Annotated in this window: 16 protein-coding genes; 10 read left to right on the top strand and 6 right to left on the bottom strand. The window is 67.4% G+C overall.

The window, feature by feature from the left end:
- Window positions 1-5: 5 nt before the first annotated feature.
- From NGR01S_RS13040 to NGR01S_RS13060, 5 genes are read right to left on the bottom strand one after another with little or no spacing between them, the layout of a single operon-like run.
- Window positions 6-863 (bottom strand): HpcH/HpaI aldolase/citrate lyase family protein, encoded by an 858-nt coding sequence (locus NGR01S_RS13040; protein ID WP_063036467.1) that lies wholly within the window; start codon window positions 861-863, stop codon window positions 6-8.
- Window positions 860-2,023, bottom strand: a complete 1,164-nt coding sequence (locus tag NGR01S_RS13045) for an acyl-CoA dehydrogenase family protein (protein WP_063036469.1) — start codon at window positions 2,021-2,023, stop codon at window positions 860-862. Before NGR01S_RS13045 ends, NGR01S_RS13040 begins: the two co-directional genes overlap by 4 nt.
- Before the next feature lie 40 nt (window positions 2,024-2,063).
- On the bottom strand, window positions 2,064-3,443 hold the full coding sequence (locus NGR01S_RS13050) for an MmgE/PrpD family protein (protein ID WP_063036471.1): 1,380 nt from the start codon (window positions 3,441-3,443) through the stop codon (window positions 2,064-2,066).
- Window positions 3,440-4,651 (bottom strand): CaiB/BaiF CoA transferase family protein, encoded by a 1,212-nt coding sequence (locus NGR01S_RS13055; RefSeq protein WP_063036473.1) that lies wholly within the window; start codon window positions 4,649-4,651, stop codon window positions 3,440-3,442. The genes NGR01S_RS13050 and NGR01S_RS13055 overlap by 4 nt, the downstream gene beginning before the upstream one ends.
- Complete coding sequence (locus tag NGR01S_RS13060) at window positions 4,648-5,208, bottom strand: MaoC family dehydratase (RefSeq protein WP_063036475.1); 561 nt, start codon at window positions 5,206-5,208, stop codon at window positions 4,648-4,650. The genes NGR01S_RS13055 and NGR01S_RS13060 overlap by 4 nt, the downstream gene beginning before the upstream one ends.
- Window positions 5,209-5,457: 249 nt before the next feature.
- Here NGR01S_RS13060 and NGR01S_RS13065 point away from each other — a divergent pair, with 249 nt between their 5' ends.
- The 10 genes from NGR01S_RS13065 (at window position 5,458) to NGR01S_RS13110 (ending at window position 18,640) form a co-directional block, all read left to right on the top strand.
- On the top strand, window positions 5,458-7,536 hold the full coding sequence (locus NGR01S_RS13065) for a hydantoinase/oxoprolinase family protein (RefSeq protein ID WP_063036477.1): 2,079 nt from the start codon (window positions 5,458-5,460) through the stop codon (window positions 7,534-7,536).
- Between the two features lies 1 nt (window position 7,537).
- Window positions 7,538-9,358, top strand: a complete 1,821-nt coding sequence (locus tag NGR01S_RS13070; protein ID WP_084480817.1) for a hydantoinase B/oxoprolinase family protein — start codon at window positions 7,538-7,540, stop codon at window positions 9,356-9,358.
- Window positions 9,355-10,641 carry an amidase gene (locus NGR01S_RS13075; RefSeq protein WP_307718772.1) on the top strand — a complete coding sequence of 429 codons (1,287 nt, stop codon included), beginning with the start codon at window positions 9,355-9,357 and terminating at the stop codon, window positions 10,639-10,641. Before NGR01S_RS13070 ends, NGR01S_RS13075 begins: the two co-directional genes overlap by 4 nt.
- Before the next feature lie 392 nt (window positions 10,642-11,033).
- Entirely contained in the window at window positions 11,034-11,894 is an 861-nt protein-coding gene (locus NGR01S_RS13080; protein WP_063036479.1) for a helix-turn-helix domain-containing GNAT family N-acetyltransferase, read from the top strand.
- A gap of 415 nt (window positions 11,895-12,309) precedes the next feature.
- Window positions 12,310-13,593, top strand: coding sequence for a PucR family transcriptional regulator (locus tag NGR01S_RS13085; protein ID WP_157107242.1), 1,284 nt, complete (start codon window positions 12,310-12,312; stop codon window positions 13,591-13,593).
- Window positions 13,594-13,891: 298 nt separating this feature from the next.
- Complete coding sequence (locus NGR01S_RS13090; protein WP_157107243.1) at window positions 13,892-14,875, top strand: phosphotriesterase family protein; 984 nt, start codon at window positions 13,892-13,894, stop codon at window positions 14,873-14,875.
- Between the two features lie 73 nt (window positions 14,876-14,948).
- Complete coding sequence (locus tag NGR01S_RS13095) at window positions 14,949-16,739, top strand: ABC transporter substrate-binding protein/permease (RefSeq protein ID WP_063036483.1); 1,791 nt, start codon at window positions 14,949-14,951, stop codon at window positions 16,737-16,739.
- Window positions 16,740-16,742: 3 nt separating this feature from the next.
- Window positions 16,743-17,468 carry an amino acid ABC transporter ATP-binding protein gene (locus NGR01S_RS13100; protein WP_063036485.1) on the top strand — a complete coding sequence of 242 codons (726 nt, stop codon included), beginning with the start codon at window positions 16,743-16,745 and terminating at the stop codon, window positions 17,466-17,468.
- Between the two features lie 357 nt (window positions 17,469-17,825).
- A complete protein-coding gene (locus tag NGR01S_RS13105) occupies window positions 17,826-18,329 on the top strand; it encodes a YbaB/EbfC family nucleoid-associated protein (protein ID WP_063036487.1) in 504 nt (167 codons plus the stop codon).
- Window positions 18,326-18,640, top strand: a complete 315-nt coding sequence (locus NGR01S_RS13110) for a hypothetical protein (RefSeq protein WP_063036489.1) — start codon at window positions 18,326-18,328, stop codon at window positions 18,638-18,640. Before NGR01S_RS13105 ends, NGR01S_RS13110 begins: the two co-directional genes overlap by 4 nt.
- Before the next feature lie 16 nt (window positions 18,641-18,656).
- Here the strand turns inward: NGR01S_RS13110 and dnaE are convergent, their stop codons facing one another.
- Window positions 18,657-22,208, bottom strand: a complete 3,552-nt coding sequence (gene dnaE / locus NGR01S_RS13115; protein WP_084480819.1) for a DNA polymerase III subunit alpha — start codon at window positions 22,206-22,208, stop codon at window positions 18,657-18,659.
- Window positions 22,209-22,409: the final 201 nt, after the last annotated feature.

Here is a 22,409-nt window from a genome sequence, read left to right on the forward strand (position 1 = left end):
GCATATCAGTCGATCGGCGTTGCCGGAGCCGGTCGACGGGCCAGTATCCGACGAGCGTGCCGGGCCACGGCCTCGTCGATCAAACGCCCCTCGCGATCCGTCGCGGCACCACCGCCCGCTGCTTCGAAGGCCGTGAGAACGTCGCGCGCCCGATTCACCTCGGCGCTCGTCGGTGTCATACCGTCGCGCGCCGGCGCGAGCTGCCGGGGATGGATACAGGCCCGGCCGTGGAAGCCCGATTCCATCAGGCGCCTGGTCTCCCGGGCGAATCCGGCGGCCTCGCCGACAATCGGCGAAGCGGCCGCCAGCGGGGGACGCAGTCCGGCGGCGGCCGAGGCGGCCACGACCCGGGAACGCGCCCAGAGCAATTCGTCCCCGCCGGTCACGGTGATACCGAGATCGGCGGCCAGATCGACTTCGCCGATCTGGAGGAACGCCACCCGCGGGCCCGCCGCGACGGCGCGCACGTTCCACAGCCCGGTACCGGTCTCGAGGAGCGGCGAGACCGGGGTCCGGGCACGGCCGAAGCGCTTCTCCACCTCGGTGAGCAGCCCGTCGAGACGATCGAGTGCTGCCCGGTCGTCGCATTTGGGCAACCAGATGCCGTCGGCCCCACCGCGGACCGCCGCCGTCACATCGGCGACGAGTCCGGCACCGGGATCGACCCGCACCCAGACCGGCACCTCCGTACGCTCCGGTGATTCCAGCCAGGCCGCGACCGCCCGGCGTGCGGTGTCCTTGGCTGCCAGGGGCACCGCATCCTCGAGATCGAGAACGACCGCGTCGGCACCGGAGGCTGCCGCCTTCGCGAACCGTTCCGGGCGGTCACCCGGAACGTAGAGGTACAGCAGCCCGGTACTCATCCGATCGTCACCGACCCGCCCACCAGGGCCTTCGCTATCACAGTCCGCATGATGTCGTTGGTCCCCTCGCCGATCGACATCAGCGGCGCGTCACGGTAATACCGTTCCACATTGAATTCCGTGGAGTAGCCGTAGCCGCCGTGCACTCGCATGGCCTCCAGGCTCGCGGTGATCGCGGTTTCGGAGGCGAAGTATTTGGCCATACCCGCCTCGGCGTCCACCCGCGCTCCCGAATCCGCTTTCGACGCGGCCCAGTAGGTCATCAGCCGGGCCGCTTGGAGCTGGGTCGCGATATCGGCGAGTTTGAGTTGGATGGCCTGGAATTCGGCGATCGGTTTACCGAAGGCCTTGCGATCACGCGCGTAGGTGAGCGCGGCATCGTAGGAGGCCTGCGCGATGCCGACGCTGCGGCCGGCGATATTGAGCCGGCCGATCTCCAGGCCGGAAAGAGCCTGCTGCATACCCCGGCCCTCCACCCCGCCCAGCAGCGTCGACCGGGGCACGGTGACCTCGTCGAGGAATATTTCACACGATTCGGTCCCCTTGTAGCCGAGTTTGCCGAGATCGCGCGAGACCGTGAAACCCGGTGTGCCGGTATCCACCAGCAGGATGCTCATCCCCTTGTGCGCCGGTGTGGCGGTGGGATCGGTTTTCACCAGCACGGGCAGCACATCGGCGTGCCGGGCATTGGTGATCCAGGTCTTGGTGCCGCGGATGATGTAGTCGTCACCGGATTTCGTCGCGGTGGTGGCGATGCCCTGCAGGTCGGTACCCGCGCCGGGTTCGGTCAGCCCGATTCCGGTACGGCATTCCCCGGATGCCAGCCGGGGCAGCCACTGCTGCTTCTGCTCGGGGGTGCCGTGCCGGGCGATCATCCAGCAGGCCAGGTTGTGGCTGCCCAGGATTCCGGCGATGCCCATCCAGCCGCGGGCCAGCTCTTCGTACACCAGGGTGAACGAGACCATATCGAGTTCGAGTCCGCCGTACTCCTCCGGAGTGGTGATACCGAACAGGCCCATCTCGCGCAGGCGGGCGACGATCTCGGTGGGATAGCGGCCGGAGCGCTCCCATTCGTTGGCAACCGGGATGATCTCCTTGTCGACGAGCTGCCGCAGCGCGGCGCGGAAGGCTTGCTGGTCCTCGGTGAAGCTGAAATCCATGCGTGGGATCCGTTCTGGTCGGGTGACAGCGCCGGGCGGGTCACAACCGTTGGTGATCGGGGATGAGTTCGGCCGCGAGCCCGGTCACCGCGGCCACCGATTCGGTCTCCCACAGGTGGAACACCGTATGCGCCAGAGACTCCGCGGACGGACCACCGCCGGTGTTCGCGAGGAACTTCGCGCGCACCGCGGCGTCGTCCATCGGCCGGGCGGATGTGCCGCGGCTGGCGGGCACCCGGCCGGTGACGGTCGTTCCGTCGTCGAGGGTGAGGACCGCGTGTCCCGCAGCGTCGGCCGCGGGACGGGCATCGGGGACCGTGGTGGCTGCCACCCGGGCCGCAGTGGCCGCGACCTCGGGCCGGGCGATAGAGGACGCGGCGTAGGTATCGACGGTGATCCGGCGATCGTGGATCAGCGCGGCCACACTCCAGGGCAGATCGAACTTCGCCTCGTAGGGGCTGCGCGGGCGGCGACGGCCGGTATCGGGTCCGCAGACGATCGCGGCGCTGTCCGGGTGCACATCCACCGCGATCGAGGTCACCCGCTCCGGTGGCATCGCCGCGGTGTCCAGCGCGGCGGCGACCGCGTCGAGGGCGGCGTGCATGAGCTGGCAGCTCGGATAGGGCTTGATTCCGATGGACGCGCATTCCCAGCGTTCGCCGAGGTCACCGAGAATCTCGTCGGCGTCCGCGGCGCGACCGGCGAGTGTGCGGTAGAGGCCGCGCCGGCCCTCGAGTACCGAATCCGGGCCGACCGCGCCGGCCACCGCGAGCCGGGCGGCCAGCACGCCGTTGAGACCCGCGCTGCCCGGATGCAGGGTTTTGGTATTCGCGCCGGTATCCAGGAATTCGAGCAGCCCGCCGGACGAGGACGCGGCGATCCCGATGGCATCGGCCACCGTCGCCGCCGCCCCCTGGTATAGCAGGGTCGCGGCGACCGCGGCGGCCGGCGGACCCACCACTGCGGTCGCGTGCAGACCCCGGGAGTGGAAGCCGTGCGGTGCGGCGGCGCCCAGCCGACACGCCACCTCCAGCCCGGCGACCAGTGCCGTCACCGCCTCCGCACCGCCGGCCCCGGTCTCCTCCGCCACCGCGAGAACCGCCGGTGCGACCACGGTCGTGGGGTGTACCAGGGCGCCCGCGTGGGTGTCGTCGAAGTCGAGGACGTGCATGAGTACACCGTTGGCAAAGGTCGCCGCGGGCGCCGAGAGGGCCGCGGTATCGCCGAGCGGATGGGCCTGCGGTGGCCCGCCCAGTCCACGGGCCACGGGCAGGGCGGGCCCGGCCTGGCCGAGCCGGCGCGCAGCGATGGCATTACCGACACCGTCGAGTAGATGCCGCTGCGCGGCGGCGCGGACGTACTCCGGAATCGAGTCGATGGTCAGCGATCGTACCCAGGCCGCGAGATCGGCGGCGATCACGGCCGACTCCCACCGGAAGCGGAACCGAACGCGCCCGCCGCGACGAGTTCGCGGACGGTATCGGCGCTGTAACCCAGCCCCGTCATCACACTGTCGAAACTCTCGTTACGTTTCGGGGCGCGCCGATGGCCGGCCGGTTCACCGAATCGCACCGGCGACACGACCTGGCGGACCTCACCCCACACGTCGTGTTCGGTGCTGGCGATCAGGCCGCGAGCGAGAGTGTGCTCCTCGGTGAGGGCCTGGGCGACATCGTTGATCGGCCCGGTGGGCACGCCTGCCGCAACCAACAGCCCGGTCCAGTGCTCGACGGTGTCCTCGCGGAAACGCTTCTCCAGTAGCGGGATCAGTTCGTCCTTGTGGACCCCGCGGGCCGCGAAATCGGTGAACCGGGGATCGGTGAGCAACTCCGGCATTCCGATTGCCTCGGCCAACCGGACCCAGAACTTCTCCTTCGCACAGCCGACCACGAACCACCCGTCGGATGCCTCGAACGCCTGGAAGGGCACCAGTGACGGATGCGCCGAATTCTTCGTCCGGCCGGGTGTGTAGCCGGCGTTGAGGTGCCAGGTGGCCGGGTAGGTGAGCATGGAGATGGCCGTGTCGTACAGCGAGACATCGCAATCGCCGCCGACCCCGTCGCGGCGTGCGGCGTGCAGTCCGGCCATCAGGCTCAGTGCCGCGACGAAGCCGCCACAGTAATCGACCAGCGACAGACCGGATTTGGTGGGTGGGCCGTCCGGATCACCGGTGAGGCTCATCCAGCCCGCCAGGCCCTGCAGAATGTAGTCGTAGCCCGGCTGTTTCGCCCGCGGACCGGTCATCCCGAACCCGGTGAGACTGCAGCAGACGATGGCCGGGTTCAGGTGGGACAGATCGGCGTAGGTGATCCCGATCTTGGCGGGGACGTCGCCGCGCAGGTTGGAGTACACCGCGTCACTGGTCCGCACCAGGTCCTCGAAAACCTTGCGGCCGGCCGGCTTGCCGAGATCCAGCGACAGGCTGCGCTTGTTGCGGTTGAAGGTTTCGTAGAACAGCGAATCCTCCCCCTGCGCGTAGGGCGGGACGTAACGGCCGACGTCACCCCCGGAGCCCGGCTCCTCGATCTTCAGTACATCCGCGCCGAGGTCGGCCAGATGCACACTGCCGAACGGACCGGCTCCGTACTGTTCGACGGCGATGATGCGCACATCCTCGAGCGGCCTCATCGGCTCGCCACCTCCTCGGCCGCGCCGGATACCAGATCGTGCAGCGGGGCCGCTTTGACCTCGGGAAAGTAGTTCTGGCCGATACCGCTCTCCCGGGTGGCCACCATGACCGAACGCCGCCACGAGATCACCACCTCGCCGTCCTGGTTCACCCCACGGGTCACCATGGACACGATTCCCGCGTATGGGCGCGACTGCGAGCGGCGCAGACCGGTGCACACACTCTCGGCGTAGATGGTGTCACCCACATAGACCGGATGACTGAGCTGCACATCGGTGAACTCGAGGTTGGCCACCGCGTTCTGACTCATATCGATCACCGACAGCCCCAGGACCAGGGCGATGGTCAGACCCGAGTTGACGATGACCTTGCCGTCGGTCACCGGATTCGTCCGCGCGAGGTGTTCGTTGAAGTGGTTCTGATTCGTATTCATCGACAGGCAGGTGATCCACGCGTTGTCGGTTTCGGTGATCGTGCGTCCCATCGGGTGCTGATACACGTCGCCCACGACGTAGTCCTCGAAGAAACGCCCGAGGGTGGCGGGGTGGGTTGTCAATGGTCCTCCTCAGGGGATGCGACGGCACCGGGGTGGAGCGCGGCGTGACACGGACCACCTTAAACATCTGATGTTTAGGACGTCAACAATAGAGACTTCCTGGATGTTCTTGAGAACTTTTGGCGACTACTAGCCAAATACTCGGATGTATTGCATGATGCCACCAGCGGCCTATGGCTCAGGTCACTGCGCCGGTACGGATTCCTCCAGGCACCGCGGTCGTCTGAACAACGGAGAGAGCGAGTTTCGATGAAACGAATCGGAGTGGATGTCGGCGGTACGTTCACCGACCTGGTCCTGTGGGACGACGACGGGACGGTGACCGTACACAAGACACCCTCGACGAACCACGACCCGTCGATCGGCACCATGGACGGGATCGATGTGCTCGCCGAGCGCGCCGGTATCTCGGTCGCCGAGATCGAGATGTTCTTCCACGGCACCACCGTGGCGACCAATATCGTGCTCGAACACAACGGTAGCGACGTCGGCATGATCACCACCGAGGGTTTCCGGGACCTGCTGCACATCGGGCGCAAGAAGCGTCCGCTCAACTACTCCAACTATCAGGACCTGCCGTGGCAGAAATGGCAGCTGGTGCCGCGCCGCAACCGGCGCACGGTGCCCGAGCGGATGGACGCCGCGGGCACGGTCCTGACACCGCTCGACGAGGACGCGGTACGGCAGGAGGTGCGGTTACTGCGCGAACGCGGTGTCGCCGCGATCGCGGTGGCGTTCCTGCACGCCTACCGCAACCCGGCGCACGAACGCCGAGTCCGCGAGATCATCATGGAGGAATACCCCGGCGTCTTCATCTCGCTCTCCAGCGACGTCGCCTCGCAATACCGGGAGTACGAACGTTTCTCGACCACGGCCCTCAACGCCTTCGTCGGCCCCAAAACCTCCCGCTACATCGAGAATCTGGCCGGTAAGGCCAAGGCCGCGCAGGTGGGCGACGATGTGCATCTCATGACCTCCGCGGGTGGTCTGGTCACCTCACGCAGCGCGACCGAGATCCCGGTATCGCTGCTCACCAGCGGCGTGGTCGCCGGACTACTGGGTGGCTGCGCGATCGGCAAGGCCTCGGGATACCCCAGCGTCATCACCCTCGATGTCGGCGGCACCTCCGCGGATATCGGCGTCGCGCCCGATGGACAGTTGCGGATGAAACACCTGCTCGACACCCGTATCGGTGACTACCACGCGATGGTGCCCATGGCCGAGGTCGACACCATCGGCGCCGGCGGCGGATCCATCGCCGCCATCGACGAGGGCGGGATGTTCCGGGTCGGGCCACGTAGCGCGGGCGCCGTCCCCGGGCCGGCCTGCTACGGCCGCGGCGGAACGGAACCGACCTCCACCGACGCGATGGTGGTCATGGGGTGGCTGCGCGAGGACAGCTTCCTGTCGGGTTCGATGCGGGTGAAACCGGAGCTGGCCGCGACGGCGGTGCAAACCCATATCGCCGATAAGCTCGGCGCGGACCTCGAACATGCCGCCATGGGGATCTTCCAGATCCTCGCGCATTCGATGACCGAGGCGATCTCGCTGCACTCGGTCCGCAAAGGCTACGACCCACGGGAGTTCTCACTCGTCGCCGAGGGCGGCGCCGGCCCGCTGTTCGCCTGGCAGATCGCCGAACACCTCGGTATCCCGCGGGTCATCGTCCCGGGCCATCCGGGCATCACGTCGGCGGTCGGGCTGTTGACCACCGATATCCGCTACGAAGTGCCGACCACGGTGTGGACCTCCTCGGCCGAACCGGATCTCGACCTGCTCCGGCGTGAGATGGACCGGCTGGCGGCGGAAGCGGTCGCCCAGTTACGCGCCGACGGTATCGCCGAAGAGAACATCTCGCTCGAGCGCAGCGTCGACTGCCGCTATGTCGGGCAGGGCTACGAACTGCGGGTACCGGCCCCGGACGGCGAGATCACCGCCGAATGGGTGGCCCGCACCGCGGCCGTCTTCCACGAGGCCCACGGCCGGACCTACTCCCAGCGGTTCGATGACAAACCGGTGCAGCTGGTGAATATCCGGGTCACCGGGGTCGGCGCGGTGGAGCACATCCGGATCGCGGAAATCGAACAGGGCACCGCCGATGCCACCGCGGCCCTGCAGTCCACCACCCGGGCGCTGTTCTGGAAGAACGGCTCCACCGATCCGGAATGGGTGGACACCCCCATCTACGACCGCGAACTGCTGAAAGCCGGCAACACCTTCGCGGGCCCGGCCATCGTGCAGCAGTTCGACTCGACCACCATCGTCGGAATCGGGCAGCAGGCCACGGTCGACACCGTCGGACACATCATCATCGAGAGGAGCGCCTGATATGGCGAAGAGCCTGATGCCCCGTGAGGGCGTATCGCTGGCAGGCACGGCGACCCGCACCTGGAACACCGTGGAGGTCGACCCGATCACCCTGCGCGTCATCGGCGGGGCATTGAACTCGATGGCCAAGGAAATGGCCCAGGTCCTCTACCGGATGGCCTATTCGAGCCTGATCCGGGAGGCCGAGGACCTCGGCGCCGGCATCTTCGATGTCAACGGCCGCGAACTGTGCGAATCGGATTCCACCCCGATGCACTGCGGGTCGATACCGGCCTATATCCGCGGTATCAACCGGCGGCTCGCGGGCACCTATCAGGAGGGTGATGTCATCCTGCACAACCACCCGTATCACGGCGCCGCGCATTCGCCCGACTACGGCGTGGTCATCCCGATCTTCTGGGAGGGCGTGCACATCGGCTTCGCCGGCTGTACCGGCCACGTCTCCGATGTCGGCGGCAACTTCCCCGGGCTGTGCATGGACGTGGTCGATGTCTGGGCCGAGGCCAAGCTCATGAACGCGATGAAGATCTACGACTCCGGTGTGCGCAACGAGATGCTGATCCAGCACATTCTCGACAATGTCCGCACGCCGGAACAGAACCTCGGTGATCTGGAGGCACTCATCGCCTCGGCGCGTATCGGCGAGAAGCGGTTCCGTGAGCTGCTGGGCAAATACGGGCTGGACGTGGTGATGAGTGCCGCCGAACGGTGGATGGACTATTCGGAGGAGATGCTGCGCAGCCGCATCCGGGAAATCCCCGACGGCAGCTATGAGGCACCGATCGGTTACCTCGACGACGACGGGAAGAATCGCGACACCCCCCTCGAGGTGCGGGTCCGCGTCCAGGTCGACGGCGAGGACGTACTCATCGACCTGACCGGGTCCAACGATCAGGTACCCACCGCGTTCAATGTCCCGTTCGAGGGGTCGGTGCTGCCGGTGGCGGTGAGCGCCATCCGGACCATCCTGCTCGACGAGGAACTCACCGAGGAGTTCGTGCCGCAGAACGACGGCTGCTTCCGTCCGGTCCGCGCGTACGCACCCGAAGGCAGTATCTTCAACCCGAACTTCCCGGCCTCCTGTTTTGCGCGCTTCTCGCAGGTCAACCGGGTGTTCGACTCGATCAACCTGGCGCTGGCGCCGGTGGTGCCGCATAACGCGATCGCCGGCTCGTCGGCGGCGCTGTGTGCCATCGCCTACTCGGGGCTGGCCGCGGACGGCGAATCGTACTGGGTCTATATCGAGATCAACGAGGGCTCCTACGGCGCACGCAACGGTAAGGACGGTATGGACGCCGTCGATTCGCTGATGGCCAACACCCGCAACAATCCCATCGAGGAAACCGAACTCAATCACGCCATGCGCGCCGAGCGCTACGAACTGCGCGGCGAGTCCCCGGCACCGGGACAGTGGCGCGGCGGAATCGGCAGTGTGCGGACCTGGCTCATGCAGACCGACACCTACTTCGGTTCCGAGGCCGACAATCGCAACGACGCGCCGGCCGGCGCCCTCGGCGGGTCCGCCGGTGTATCCGGCTCGTTCATCCGCAATCCGGGCACGCCGGAGGAAGAGGTGCTGTTCTCGAAGGTCACCCAGGAGGTGATCCGGGCCGGGGAGCGGCTGGAGATCAAGATGCCCTCCGGTGGTGGGTTCGGCGATCCATTCCGGCGGGACCCGCAGGCAGTGCTCTCCGATGTCTGGGACGAATACCTCACCGCCGAGGAGGCCCGCCGCGACTACGGTGTCGTGATCGATACCGGAACCTGGACCGTCGACACCGCGGGTACCGAAGCGTTGCGCGCCGCGCGAGTACCGGCGTGAGCCTGCGGTCGGGCGGGGCCGGCGAGTCCGGCCCCGCCGGGCCGTCCGCGGCGGCGGCCGACGTCGCCCGGCAGCTGAACACGGTCATCTCCTGGGTGCCCGAGCGGTTCGGGACCGATACCGAGGTCGCCGGCGGCCCGCTGGCCGGGTACCGACTCGGAGTCAAGGACAATATCGAGATCGCCGGGGTGCGGTCGACCTGCGGCTCGGAGTTCTTCGCGGACCGGATCGCCGAACGTGATGCCGCCGTCGTCACCCGATTGAAGCGAGCGGGCGCGACGATCACCTGCACCCTCAACCTCGCCGAATTCGCAGTGGGGGTCACCTCGCAGAACTCGGCGGCGGGCGGCCCGCGCAATCCGTGGGATCCTTCGCGGGTCCCCGGCGGGTCCAGTGGCGGGTCCGGCGCCGCGGTCGCGGCGGGCCTGGTCGATATCGCGCTGGGCACCGACACCGGCGGCTCCATCCGGCTGCCCGCGGCCTGCTGCGGGATCATCGGCCTGCGTCCCTCGCCCGGATACATCGATACCGCCGGGGTCTACCCCGTCAGCCCCGATTTCGACACCGTGGGCCCCCTCGCCCGTACAGTCGCCGCGGTGCGCACCGCCTATTCCGTACTCGTCGGCGAGGATCTCCCGGCTCCGTCGCGCGATCGACTGCGCGTCGCCGTGCCGTGGCCTTTCATCACCACCGAAATCGACCCGGCGATCCGAGACGCCTTCGACACGGCCGCGCGGTTGCTCGGCGATATGGGTCACACCATTATCGACGCGCCCGTACCGCACAGCGACTCCGCGCAGGATGTGGTGTACACCCTGCTCTATTCGGACCTGGCCCGGTTACACGAGCAGCGGCTACGCGCGGAACCAGACCGGTTCCAGCCGGCGACGCTGGAACGGATCTCGCTGGGCCGCAGCATCTCCCACGACCAGCGCGTAGCGGCGCTGACGCAGCGCGATCGGTTCCGGGCGGCGATGACGGACTACTTCCGGAATGCCGACGTGATCCTCACCCCGACCATGCCGGTCGATGTTCCACTCATCACCGAGTCCGCCGCTGTACTCGCGCAGTCACGCCGTATGGCTCAGCTGACGTATCCGTGGTCGCTGCACGACGGTCCGACACTGAGTGTTCCCATCGGGTTCCACCGGCGATCCGGTATGCCGATAGGCGCCCAGCTGACCGCCGCACGGGGCCGGGAAACCACCCTGTTCGAACTGGCCGAACAGCTCGAACAACGGACCACCTGGCATCGACGCCGCCCGCCCGTCCGGCTCGGGTAGCGCAGCCGTCCCGGCCGCGATACCCGATCACGATCGGCCGGGACGGCCACCGACCGGGAATTTCGTTACGGCTACACCCGGCCTGCGGCAATTCAGGTGACGCAAGGAAACAAATCGGTAAAGAATACCGCCCCTCCGGATAGAGAAAACGAACATACTTGCTACCAGTGATCCGCCGGCCGGTCCGGCCCCTGCGGCACTCGGTAGCCGATATTGCCCAGAACCCCCGGTCAGGCCCGTATTCCGATATCCGTAGCCCGTTCACTCGCGCGCCTACCCGAAAACAATCGTCTATACCCGCGGGACCGGCACCGGACAATATCGACGACACTGAATATATATCTGAAACGCGCTTTCTCGGACCGAATATCCTCCGTCGATATAGTGGCCCCATGACCTCCTTGGCACCGCCGGTCGCGCGGGACCAGGTGCGCGGCGACGCGCTCCCGGTCGCCGACGCGGCCATCTACGCAGGCTGGTTCTCCTGCCTGGCCGACCCGACCCGGGTCCGGTTACTGCACCAGGTCGCCACGAGCCCCGCCGGCATCCACATCGGCGAAATCGCCGAAGCACTCGGTATCGGACAGCCGACCGTCTCCCACCATGTCCGCAAGCTCACCGACGCCGGGTTCGTGACAGTACACAAAGAGGGCACTGCCACCCTCGTCACCGTCGACCCACACCGCTGCACCGAACTGCCGCACACCGCCGACGCGGTGATGGGCCTGCTCACCCCCCGGCCGCCCTGCCCGGACGAGCCGCCCGGCGATATCACCGTCCGGGCGCTGACCGACGCGGACTGGGAAGCGGTGCGCGCCATCCATGCCGAACGGGGGGCGTCCTACCCCGCTGTCGGGGCCGCCGACGTACCCGACCGGGAGACCCTGGACCGCCAGTGGCTGCCCGGGCACCGCTGGGTCGCCGAAGCCGACGGCCGGATCGCCGGGTGGGCGGCCCTCACCCCGGTCTCGGGCCACGAGTTCTATCGGGATATCGCCGACAGTTGCGTGATGGTCGCCGACGAGCTCGAGGGTCGCGGGGTCGGCACCGCACTCCTGCGCCGCCAGGTCACGGCCGCCGAGGACGCGGGCCTGCGCGTCCTGCAGACGACCGCGTTCCCGGAGGACCGGATCGGTATCTCCCTGTACCACGCAGCCGGCTTCCGCACCGTCGGTATCCGCGAGCGCAGCGGCCGCTCCGAAGGTCGCTGGCGCGACGCGGTACTGCTGGAGCGGCGCAGTCCGCTGAACTGATCGGCCCGGCCGGGGCCGTGGCGGCGCGGCTCCGCCACTATGGCCCGGTGCGGACCGGCCGCCGGATCACTTTCAGCCGCAGGGTGGACAGACCGCACAGCACGCACAGCTCCGCTACCCCGGCGCTCGCCCAGGCGCCAGGCCACACTGTTGACCACTCGGACCACGAGATCGAGCAGGAGTGCGCCGATCGCGAACGACAGTGCCCCGGGTGGGGCGGCCGGGTTCCGGGCCGGGCAGCGGCAGCAGTCCGGCCGCCGCCGGATAACAGGCGAGGGCGCGACCGGTCGCGGTCAGGTCCGATCACACCGTCCGGCCCGGCCGGGGCACCGGTTCGGCTCCGCCCGGGCCGACACGGACGGGCACGACCGCCCGCCCGGCCCCTCGGCGGACGGAACACGCGATCATTACCACTGTGGAGCAACGACAGGCGGCGCACAGTACCGAAGATGTGGTGGGGCTGGTAGCACAGACATTCCTCCGGGATCGCGACGAGTTCATCGACCAGTTGTCGCACCTGATGCGCACTCAGGTGCCGGCACTGGACCAGGACCCCCGGCTCCGTGAACTGATGGAGGACGGTACGGCCGACAACCTGATGGAAGCTCTGCAGTTCCTGCAGAACGAGGCCGACGAGGACGATGTGCGGGCCCCGGAACGCGCCCTGGCGTACGCCCGGATCCTCGCCCAGCGCGATGTGCCGGCCTCGGCGCTGATCCGGGCCTATCGCATCGGCCAGGCCGGTTTCCTGGACACGGGTATGCGCTACGCGATCGAGTTCGGCGGCGGCGGCCCGGTGACCACCTCGGCGATCGTCCATATCGTCAACCGCACCTCGGTATACATCGACCGGGTCTGCGAGCAGGTCGGTGTCGCCTACGAACAGGAACGCGACCGCTGGGTCGGCAACCGGGGCGGGCTCCGGCAGCAGTGGGTCACCCGGCTGCTCAACGGCACGGCCACCGATACCGAGGCCGCGGAGCGGGTACTGCACTATCCACTCACCCGCGGGCATATCGCGATCGACACCTGGACCGATCCGCATATCGACCCCGCCACTGCCGTGGAGGTTTTCGACCACCTCCGCACGGCGCTGACCACCGTGTTCGACCGGGCGCACGGGAACCTGCTGGTACCGGTCGACGAACACGAGGCTCGGCTGTGGTTCGCCCTCCCGCACGAGACACCCGTCGACAGCGCCGCGATCGAACAGTTGCTCTCCGACCGGGCCCTCCCCGTTCGGATGGCCTTCGGCGGTTACGGCACCGAGCTCGCCGGATTCCGGCGCACCGCGGGTCAGGCCGACCGGGTGCGCCGGCTCGCGCTGCTGGCCGGGGAGCACGGCGCCCGGGTCCTGACCCATCCCGATGTATCGGCGGTCGCCCTGTTGGCCGGCGATATCGATACGCTGCGCGAATTCGTCGCCGACGAGCTGGGCGAACTGGCGGTGGACAACGAACGCAACCTCTGGTTGCGGGAGACACTGCGCGTGTTCCTCGCCGTGAACCGCAGTTACGCGGCGGCCGCCACGCGCCTGGCCGTCCATCGCAATACGGTCCAGTACCGGGTCCGGCAGGCGCTGAACCTCATCGGCGTGAGTATCGACGCATCCGGCGCGGATCTGTATCCGCGGCTGGCCCTGCAGGCCACCCATCTGCTCGGTGCCGCGGTGCTGCGACCGGAGACGGGACAGAACTGAGCCGCGGGCACCGTTGCGGCTGTTCCCGGCGGGGACAATCCGGAGCGCACGACGGGGATTTCGCCGCGTGTGCCACCCACATGTGCTCAGCGCACAAATGCCGGCCGAGCTTTCATGCGGCCGGAATATGGTCCGCACCACAGCTCGCGTCGTAAGGTTCAGTTATCTCCGGAAACCGGCGTCCACCCGGGTAGTTGGCTGGCCGGCAACCGGTTCACCGCGCCCGCCACGGTGGTGTCGCGGACCCATCCATCCGTCGTGCCGGCGTCATCGCGCTGCCCTTTTCCAGGAGTCCTCCGTGCCCTCGATCCAAACCGTCCGTGGTGCTGTGGACACCGCCGATCTCGGTGTCACCCTCATGCACGAGCATGTCTTCGTACTCAGCTCCGATGTGCAGCAGAACTATTCGCAGGAGTGGGGTTCGGAGGACGAGCGGATCGAGGACGCGGTCCGGCAGCTGACCGCCGCCTACGAGGCCGGGGTACGCACGATCGTGGACCCGACCGTGGTGGGTCTGGGTCGCTACATTCCGCGGATCGCGCAGATCGCCCAGCGGGTCCCGCTGCAACTGATCGTGGCCACCGGCCTCTACACCTACAACGATGTGCCGTTCTTCTTCCACCACCGCGGGCCGGCACTCGACCCGCTGGTCGGTACCCATGTCCCCGATCCGATGGTCGATATGTTCGTCGGCGATATCCGCGACGGTATCGCCGGGACCGACGTCCGGGCGGGCATGCTCAAATGCGCGATCGACGCGGAGGGGCTGACACCCGGCGTCGAACGGGTGATGCGGGCGGTGGCCCGGGCGCACCACGAGACCGGGGTGCCGATCACCGTGCACACCCACCCTGAATCGGGGTCCGGGTTCGAGGTCAAACGCGTCATGTGCGCCGAGGAAGGGATCGATCCGAGCCGGATCGTCCTGGGCCACAGCGGTGACACCACCGACCTGGACTATCTGACCGCGCTCGCGGACGCCGGATTCGTCCTGGGCATGGACCGCTTCGGGATCAATCTCGAGACCACCTTCGAGGCGCGCGCCGATACCCTCATCGAAATGGTGCGCCGCGGCTACGCCGAGCGTATGGTGCTCTCGCAGGACGCCAGCTGCTATATCGACTGGATAGAACCGGCCCTGCGGGCGGCGGTCCTGCCGCAGTGGCACTACACCCACCTGTTCGACGACGTCTTCCCCTATGTGCTGGATCGCGGGATCGAGGAGCGGCAGCTGCAGACAATGCTCGTCGAGGTGCCTCGCAGGTTCTTCGCCGCCGGGTGAACCGGCGGTCGCGGCACCGCGACCCCACCCGACCCGCGTGCGCGGACCGGACCGGACGCTAGGGTGGTCGATCATGCCTGGTCTGCCCGTTCCGCGCGCCCGCGCGCTGCTCGCCTTTCTGCTCGTCGCCGTCGCCCTGCTGGCGACCGCGTGCGGCAGCGGCGGTGACGGCGCCGCCCGCGACCTGTGCGCGCCGCCGGGGCCGGAGGCGGCCACCGCGGCCCCGGCGAACCTGACCGCGCCGGGTGCGGGCAAGGAAGATCGTTTCACCACCGAGTCGACCGAACCACCGGCCGCGGTGGACGTCTCCCGGCTGGGCCTGATCCGGCCCGGCGTACTGAGTGTCGGCACACTCTCCGACGCGCCGCCCAGTATTTGTGTGAACTCCGCCGGCGCGTTCACCGGTTTCGACAACGAACTGCTGCGCGCGGTGGCCGCGAAGATCGGGCTGCGGGTCGAGTTCTCCGGAACCGAGTTCGCCGGCCTGCTGGCCCAGGTCGCGGGCAAGCGGTTCGATATCGGGTCGTCCAACATCACCACCACCGACGCCCGGCGCGAGCTGGTCGGTTTCACCAACGGCTACGATTTCGGCTACTTCTCGCTGGTGGCCAAGGACGGCGGCCCGGTGCGCGGGTTCGCCGATCTCGGGCCGGGTTCCCGGGTAGCGGTGGTGCAGGGCACGGTCCAGGACGAATACGTGGTCAACGAACTCGGCCTGGACCCGGTGAAGTTCCCCGACTACAACACCGCCTACGCCAATGTGAAAACCGGCCAGGTGGACGCCTGGGTCGCCCCATCGGCGCAGGCCCGGGGCGCGATCGCGCCGGGCGATGCGACCTCGGTAGTGGACAATTCGTTCAGCCTGGACAATTTCATCGCCTGGGCGGTCGCCAAGGACAACAAGCCGCTGATCGACGCGCTCAACTCCGGTCTCGACGCGGTGATCGCCGACGGCACCTACGCCCGCCTCTACAGCGACTGGGTGCCCCGCGAACTGCCGCCCGGCTGGAAGCCGGGATCGAAGTCCGCGCCGGTCCCGCAGCTGCCCGATTTCGCCGCCCTCGCCACCGAAGAGGGCCCGCAGCAGCAGACCACGCAGGCGCCGAAATCGACGCTGGAGCAGCTCCGCGACACCTTCTTCGACTGGTCGCTCTACCGGCAGGCCGTGCCTGATCTGTTCAAAACCGGTCTGCCCAACACGCTGATCCTCGCGCTGGTCTCCGGTGTACTGGGGACCCTGATCGGCATGCTGCTCGCGGTGGCCGGCATCTCGCGGACCCGCTGGTTGCGCTGGCCGGCCCGGGTGTACACCGATATCTTCCGCGGTCTACCGGCGGTGGTCATCATCCTGCTCATCGGCCTGGGCATCGGTCCGGTGGTCAGCGGTCTCACCGGCAACAATCCGTACTGGCTCGGCGCGGTGGCACTGGCACTGCTCGCCTCGGCCTATATCGGTGAGATCTTCCGCTCCGGTATCCAATCGGTGGAGCCGGGACAACTCGAGGCCGCCCGGGCGATCGGCTTCGGCTACCGGCAGGCGATGACGCTCGTGGTGATCCCGCAGGGGGTGCGCCGGGTGCTGCCCGCACTCATGAACCAGTTCATCGCGTTGATCAAGGATTCGTCGCTGATCTACTTCCTGGGTCTGCTGGCCACCCAGCGCGAACTGTTCGCGGTGGGCCGTGATCTCAACGCCCAGACCGGCAACCTGTCACCGCTGGTGGCCGCCGGCCTGGTCTACCTACTGCTGACCATCCCACTCACCCATCTGGTGAACTACATCGACCGGCGGATGCGCACCGGCCGGCCCGATCAACCGATCGACCCGGTCGAGCAGTCTGCCATCACCGAAGGCCGGGGGTAACCGATGAGCGCCTCACTGACCGGCACCGGACTCCACCTACGGCTGGGCGGTAATCAGATCCTGCGTGGGGTGGATATCCACGTCGACGCGGGCACGACCACCACGGTGATCGGCCCCTCCGGTTCCGGTAAGTCCACCCTGCTGCGAGTGCTCAACCGGCTCCACGAACCCGATGCCGGGGATATCCTGATCGACGGCGAATCGGTGCTCGCCGAGAACCCCGACCGGCTGCGGCAGCGCATCGGGATGGTCTTCCAGCAGTTCAATCTCTTCCCGCACCGGACGGTGGCCGACAATATCGCGCTGGGACCTCGCAAACTGCGCGGCCTGTCCAAAGACGAGGCCCGCACGCTGGCGCTGGAACAGCTCGAGGTCGTGGGCCTCACCGGTAAGGCCGATTCCCGGCCCGCCAACCTCTCCGGTGGTCAGCAACAGCGGGTGGCGATCGCGCGGGCGCTGGCCATGAAACCGGACATCATGTTCTTCGACGAGGCCACCTCCGCCCTGGACCCGGAGCTGGTCAAGGGTGTGCTCGCGCTGATGTCTGAGCTGGCCGCGGGCGGTATGTCGATGATCGTGGTGACGCACGAGATGGGATTCGCCCGCAGTGTCTCCGACCATGTGGTGTTCATGGACGGCGGTGTTGTGGTGGAGTCGGGCAGTCCGGACGCACTGTTCGACAACGCCGGAACTCCGCGGCTGCGCAGGTTTCTCGACCAGGTTCTCTGACAGCGTGTCTGATAACTCGTGTGGGTTACCGGACACCGCCCTTCTCTGGCGTCCTCGGTTCACACCCGGCGGCCTCGATGTTTCCCGCTCCGCGAGTCCGACCACGCGGCGAACCTGATGGGCATGAGCGACCTCCCTTGCTCCGCCCCAGGATAACGGATCAGGATACGCCGGTCGGCCGGCCGTGCTGTATAGGACACGGCCCGGCACCCGATCCGTACGGGCGGCACCGGCGGCACGGATCGGTCCACGGTGATATATATCTGCCGCGACCGGGTCGCACGAGCGGCCCGGAACCGTTCGGCGTGGTGGTGCGTCGAAGGGGTAGGAAAGCAGCTCCGCGGAAGTGAGGGATCGATGAGCGATGGCGACCCGGCCCGGCCGGCCACCGGCGTATTGCGCGACAGTGTGGCGGAATTGCTGAGCACGCTCGAACAGCAGCGGCAGGCCATGACCGAGGTGCGGCAGCGACTCGCCTCCACCACGGTGAGTGTCTGGTCGGCGGACAACCTGGTCCGGATCGACGCCAATACCGCCGGCGTGCCGGTGGAGGTGCACCTGACACCGGAGGCGTTCAAACGATCGACCCCGGAGAAGCTCGGCCGCTCCATCCTGGAGACGGCGCAGCGGGCGGCCCGGGAGGCCGCCGACCTGTCCCGGGAGGCCTGGGCACCGGTGCGGGAGATGGCGGGCGAGATCCCGGACCTCCCCGATATCGCACCCGGTATGCCGAGTATCAAATCGCTGACCGCCGATCTGTTCCCCGACCCGGTCACCGAGGCGGAGCCGCCCACCCCGATGGATCGGGAGGAAGAAGACGAGTTCTACCGCAGCCGCGGCTATCTGGAGGGGGGGCGATGACCGATATCCGGGTCGACGAGGAAGCCCTGCAGGCCGCCCGCCCGGCGATCACGAGGGTGGCGGACAAGGTCGCCGACGCGGTGCGCGCCGCGCTCGCGGTCATCGAGGCCGAGGGCGAATGCTGGGGCGCCGACGAGATCGGCCAGGAGTTCGGCGGGAAGTACGCGCCCGCGGCCGCCGAGGGCCTGACCGGCCTCGATCTGCTGCAGCAGGCGGTGAACGGAGTAGGGGACGGCGTGGGCGCGGTCGCCACGGACTTCGGGGTCCAGGACGACAACAACGCCACCGGCGTCGAGCAGGCGGCACAGTAGCCGGCCGCCCGCACGTTCAGCTCGCCAGGCAGCCCGGCCCGAGCAGGGCCTTCAGATCGCCCATGAGCGCCGAAGACGGCTCCACTCGCAAACTGTCGTCCAGTTTCAGCAGGGTCGTCTTCTCGCGCGCGCCCACATGCCGGACGTGCACATCCGAGGTCCCGGGATGCCGGGACAGCACCCGCTTGAGCTCGCCGATCTTATCGGGGGTGCACATCCGGGTGGAGATGGTGACGGCCAGCGGTTTCGCCACCCCGATCGCCGACAGATCCGGTACGGCGAGATCATTGGCGATGAGCGAGATCCGGTCGTCCCGCATGGAGACGCGGGCCTTCACCAGGACCACCGCGTCCTCCACCACATCCATGCCGTACACCGAATAGGCCTGCGGGAAGAACAGCACCTCGATACCACCGGTGAGATCCTCGAGCTGGCAGGACGCCCACGCCAGGCCGTTCTTGTTGATCCGGCGGTTCACCGAGGCGAGGATACCGCCGACGGTGACCTGGGTACCGTCCTTGATATCGCCCTCGAGGATGGTCGGGATCTGGGTATCGGCCTGGGCGGCGAGGACATGGTCGACACCGTTGAGCGGATGGCCGGAGACATAGAGCCCGAGCATCTCCCGCTCCAGCGCGAGACGGTGTTTGCTCTCCCACTCCTCGTCGGGCACCTTCACATCGAAGACCGACGCCACCGATTCGCCGCTGTCGTCGTCCATTCCGCCGAACAGATCGAACTGACCGATGGCCTCGGCCTTCTTGGTCGACATGACCGCGTCGATGGCGTCCGAATGCACCAGCATGAGCCCCTTGCGGGGATGGTTCAGCGAATCGAAGGCCCCGGCCTTGATGAGCGATTCGGTGACCTTCTTGGTGCAGGCCACGGTATCGATCTTGTTCAGGTAATCCGAGAAGTCGGTGAACTTCGACTTCTCGGCACGCGCCGAGATGATCGACGACACCACGTTGGTACCGACATTGCGGACCGCGCCCATGCCGAAGCGGATGTCCTTGCCGACCGAGGCGAAGTTGTGCTCGGACTCGTTGACGTCCGGCGGCAGCACCGTGATCCCGAGGCGCCGGCAATCCGCCAGGTAGACTGCGGCCTTGTCCTTGTCGTCGCCGACGCTGGTGAGCAGCGCGGCCATGTACTCCGCGGGGTAGTTGGCCTTGAAGTAGGCGGTCCAGTACGACACCAGGCCGTAGGCGGCGGCATGTGATTTGTTGAACGCGTATCCGGCGAACGGGAGGATGGTATCCCACAGCGCCTTGATGGCGGCCTTGGAGAAACCGTTCTCCTGCATACCCTTCTCGAAACCTTCGAACTCCTGCTCGAGGACCTCGGCCTTCTTCTTGCCCATCGCGCGGCGCAGGATATCGGCTCGTCCGAGCGAGTACCCGGCCACCTTCTGGGCGACGTGCATGATCTGCTCTTGGTAGACGATCAGACCGTAGGTTTCGCCGAGGATGTCGTGGAGCGGTTCCTCCAGCTCCGGGTGGATCGGTTTGACCTGTTGGCGCCCATTCTTGCGGTCGGCGTAGTCGTTGTGCGCGTTCATGCCCATCGGGCCGGGGCGATACAATGCGCCGACGGCCACGATGTCCTCGAAAGCGGTGGGCTGCATCCGGCGCAGCAGATCGCGCATCGGCCCACCGTCGAGCTGGAACACGCCCAGGGTGTCGCCGCGGGCGAGCAGTTCGAAGGTCAACGGATCGTCCAGCGGCAGCGAGTCCAGATCGATCTCGACACCGCGGTTGGATTTGGCGTTGTCGATCGCGTCGCCGAGCACCGTGAGGTTGCGCAGGCCCAAGAAGTCCATCTTCAGCAGGCCGATGGCCTCACAGGACGGATAATCCCAGCCGGTGATGATGGCACCGTCCTGAGCCCGCTTCCACACCGGGATAGCGTCGGTGAGCGGCTCCGATGACATGATCACCGCGCAGGCGTGCACGCCCGCGTTGCGGATCAGGCCCTCCAAGCCCTTCGCGGTGTCGTAGATCTTGGCGATATCCGGATTGGACTCGATGAGCGTGCGGACCTCGGCGGCTTCTTTGTAGCGCTCGTGTCCGGGATCGGTGATCCCGGCAACCGAGATGTCCTTGGCCATGATCGGCGGGGGCAGCGCCTTGGTGATCTGGTCGGCGATCGCGAAACCCGGCTGCCCGAACAGGACCCGGGCCGAGTCCTTGATGGCCGCTTTGGTTTTGATGGTGCCGAAGGTGATCACCTGGGCGACCCGGTCGCTGCCCCACTTCTCGGTGGCGTAGCGGACCATCTCGCCGCGCCGGCGATCGTCGAAGTCGATATCGATATCGGGCATCGATACGCGCTCGGGGTTGAGGAACCGCTCGAACAGCAGACCGTGCGGCAGCGGGTCGATATTGGTGATCTTGAGCGCGTAGGCGACCAGCGAACCGGCCGCCGAACCACGACCCGGACCCACCCGGATGCCGACCTCGCGGGCATAGTTGATCAGGTCGCCGACGACCAGGAAGTAGGCCGGGAAGCCCATCTCCAAGATGACGCCGATCTCGTAATCGGCCTGGTCGAGATACTTCTGCGGGACGCCGTCCGGGAAGCGGTACTCCAGCCCGCGCGCGACCTCCTTGCGCAGCCACGACGCCTCGGTCTCGCCCTCGGGGACCGGAAATTTGGGCATCCGGTCGCGGTGGGTCCAGATCTCCTCGTAGGACTCGACGCGTTCGCCGATCAGCACCGTGTTGTCACAGGCGCCGGGCACCTCGGCATCCCAGAGTTCCCGCATCTCCGCGGCCGACTTCAGGAAGTAGCCGCTACCGCCGAATTTGAACCGATTGGGATCCGACAGCGTCTTACCGGTCTGGATACACAGCAGCGCTTCGTGATTGGTCGAATCGGATTCGTGCACGTAATGGCAGTCGTTGGTGGCAAGCGGCGGGATACCCAGCCGCTTGCCGATTTCGATCAGGCCGGAGCGAACCCGCGTCTCGATGGACAGGCCATGGTCCATCAGCTCGAGGAAGAAGTTGTCCTTGCCGAAGATCTCCTGCCACTTCGCGGCCGCTTCCAGCGCCTCACGCTCGTGCCCCAGCCGCAACCGGGTCTGCACCTCGCCGGAGGGGCAGCCGGTGGTGGCGATAACGCCTTCGGCGTGCGCGGCGATGAGCTCTTCGTCCATCCGCGCCCATTTACCGAGCTGGCCCTCGATACTGGCCAGCGAGGACAGTTTGAACAGATTCCGCAGACCGGTCGCGTTCTCGGCGACCATGGTCATATGGGTGTAGGCACCGGAACCGGAGACATCGTCGCTCTTCTGGCTGGGATCGCCCCACTGGATACGCTTGGTGTCGAACCGGGAGCCGGGGGCGATATAGGCCTCGATCCCGATGATCGGTTTGATACCGGCCTTCTTCGCCGAGTGGAAGAACTCGGCCGCGCCGTACATATTGCCGTGGTCGGTCATTCCCACCGCGGTCATACCGAGCCGGTCGGCCTCGGCGAACAACGGCGAGATCTTGGCGGCACCGTCGAGCATCGAGTACTCGGTGTGGTTGTGCAGATGAACGAATCCGGACGAGGCGGCCAAGATCTGTCCTTCCTCCCAATGGCTCGGCGGGGGTTGGTGTAGCGAGTTTATGCGCACCGTCCGACCGGTTCGGCGCCGGATGGGCGTGCCCGTGGGACCCGGGCGTGTCGGCCAGGTGTCCCGACGCGGGAAACCGATTCGGCCCCCGGCACGCTCGGTCACTGGTAGGGTCGTGCCGCGTCACATCCGGCGGATCTCCGC

The sequence above is a fragment of the Nocardia grenadensis NBRC 108939 genome (genome assembly GCF_001613445.1).
GTDB lineage: Bacteria > Actinomycetota > Actinomycetes > Mycobacteriales > Mycobacteriaceae > Nocardia > Nocardia grenadensis.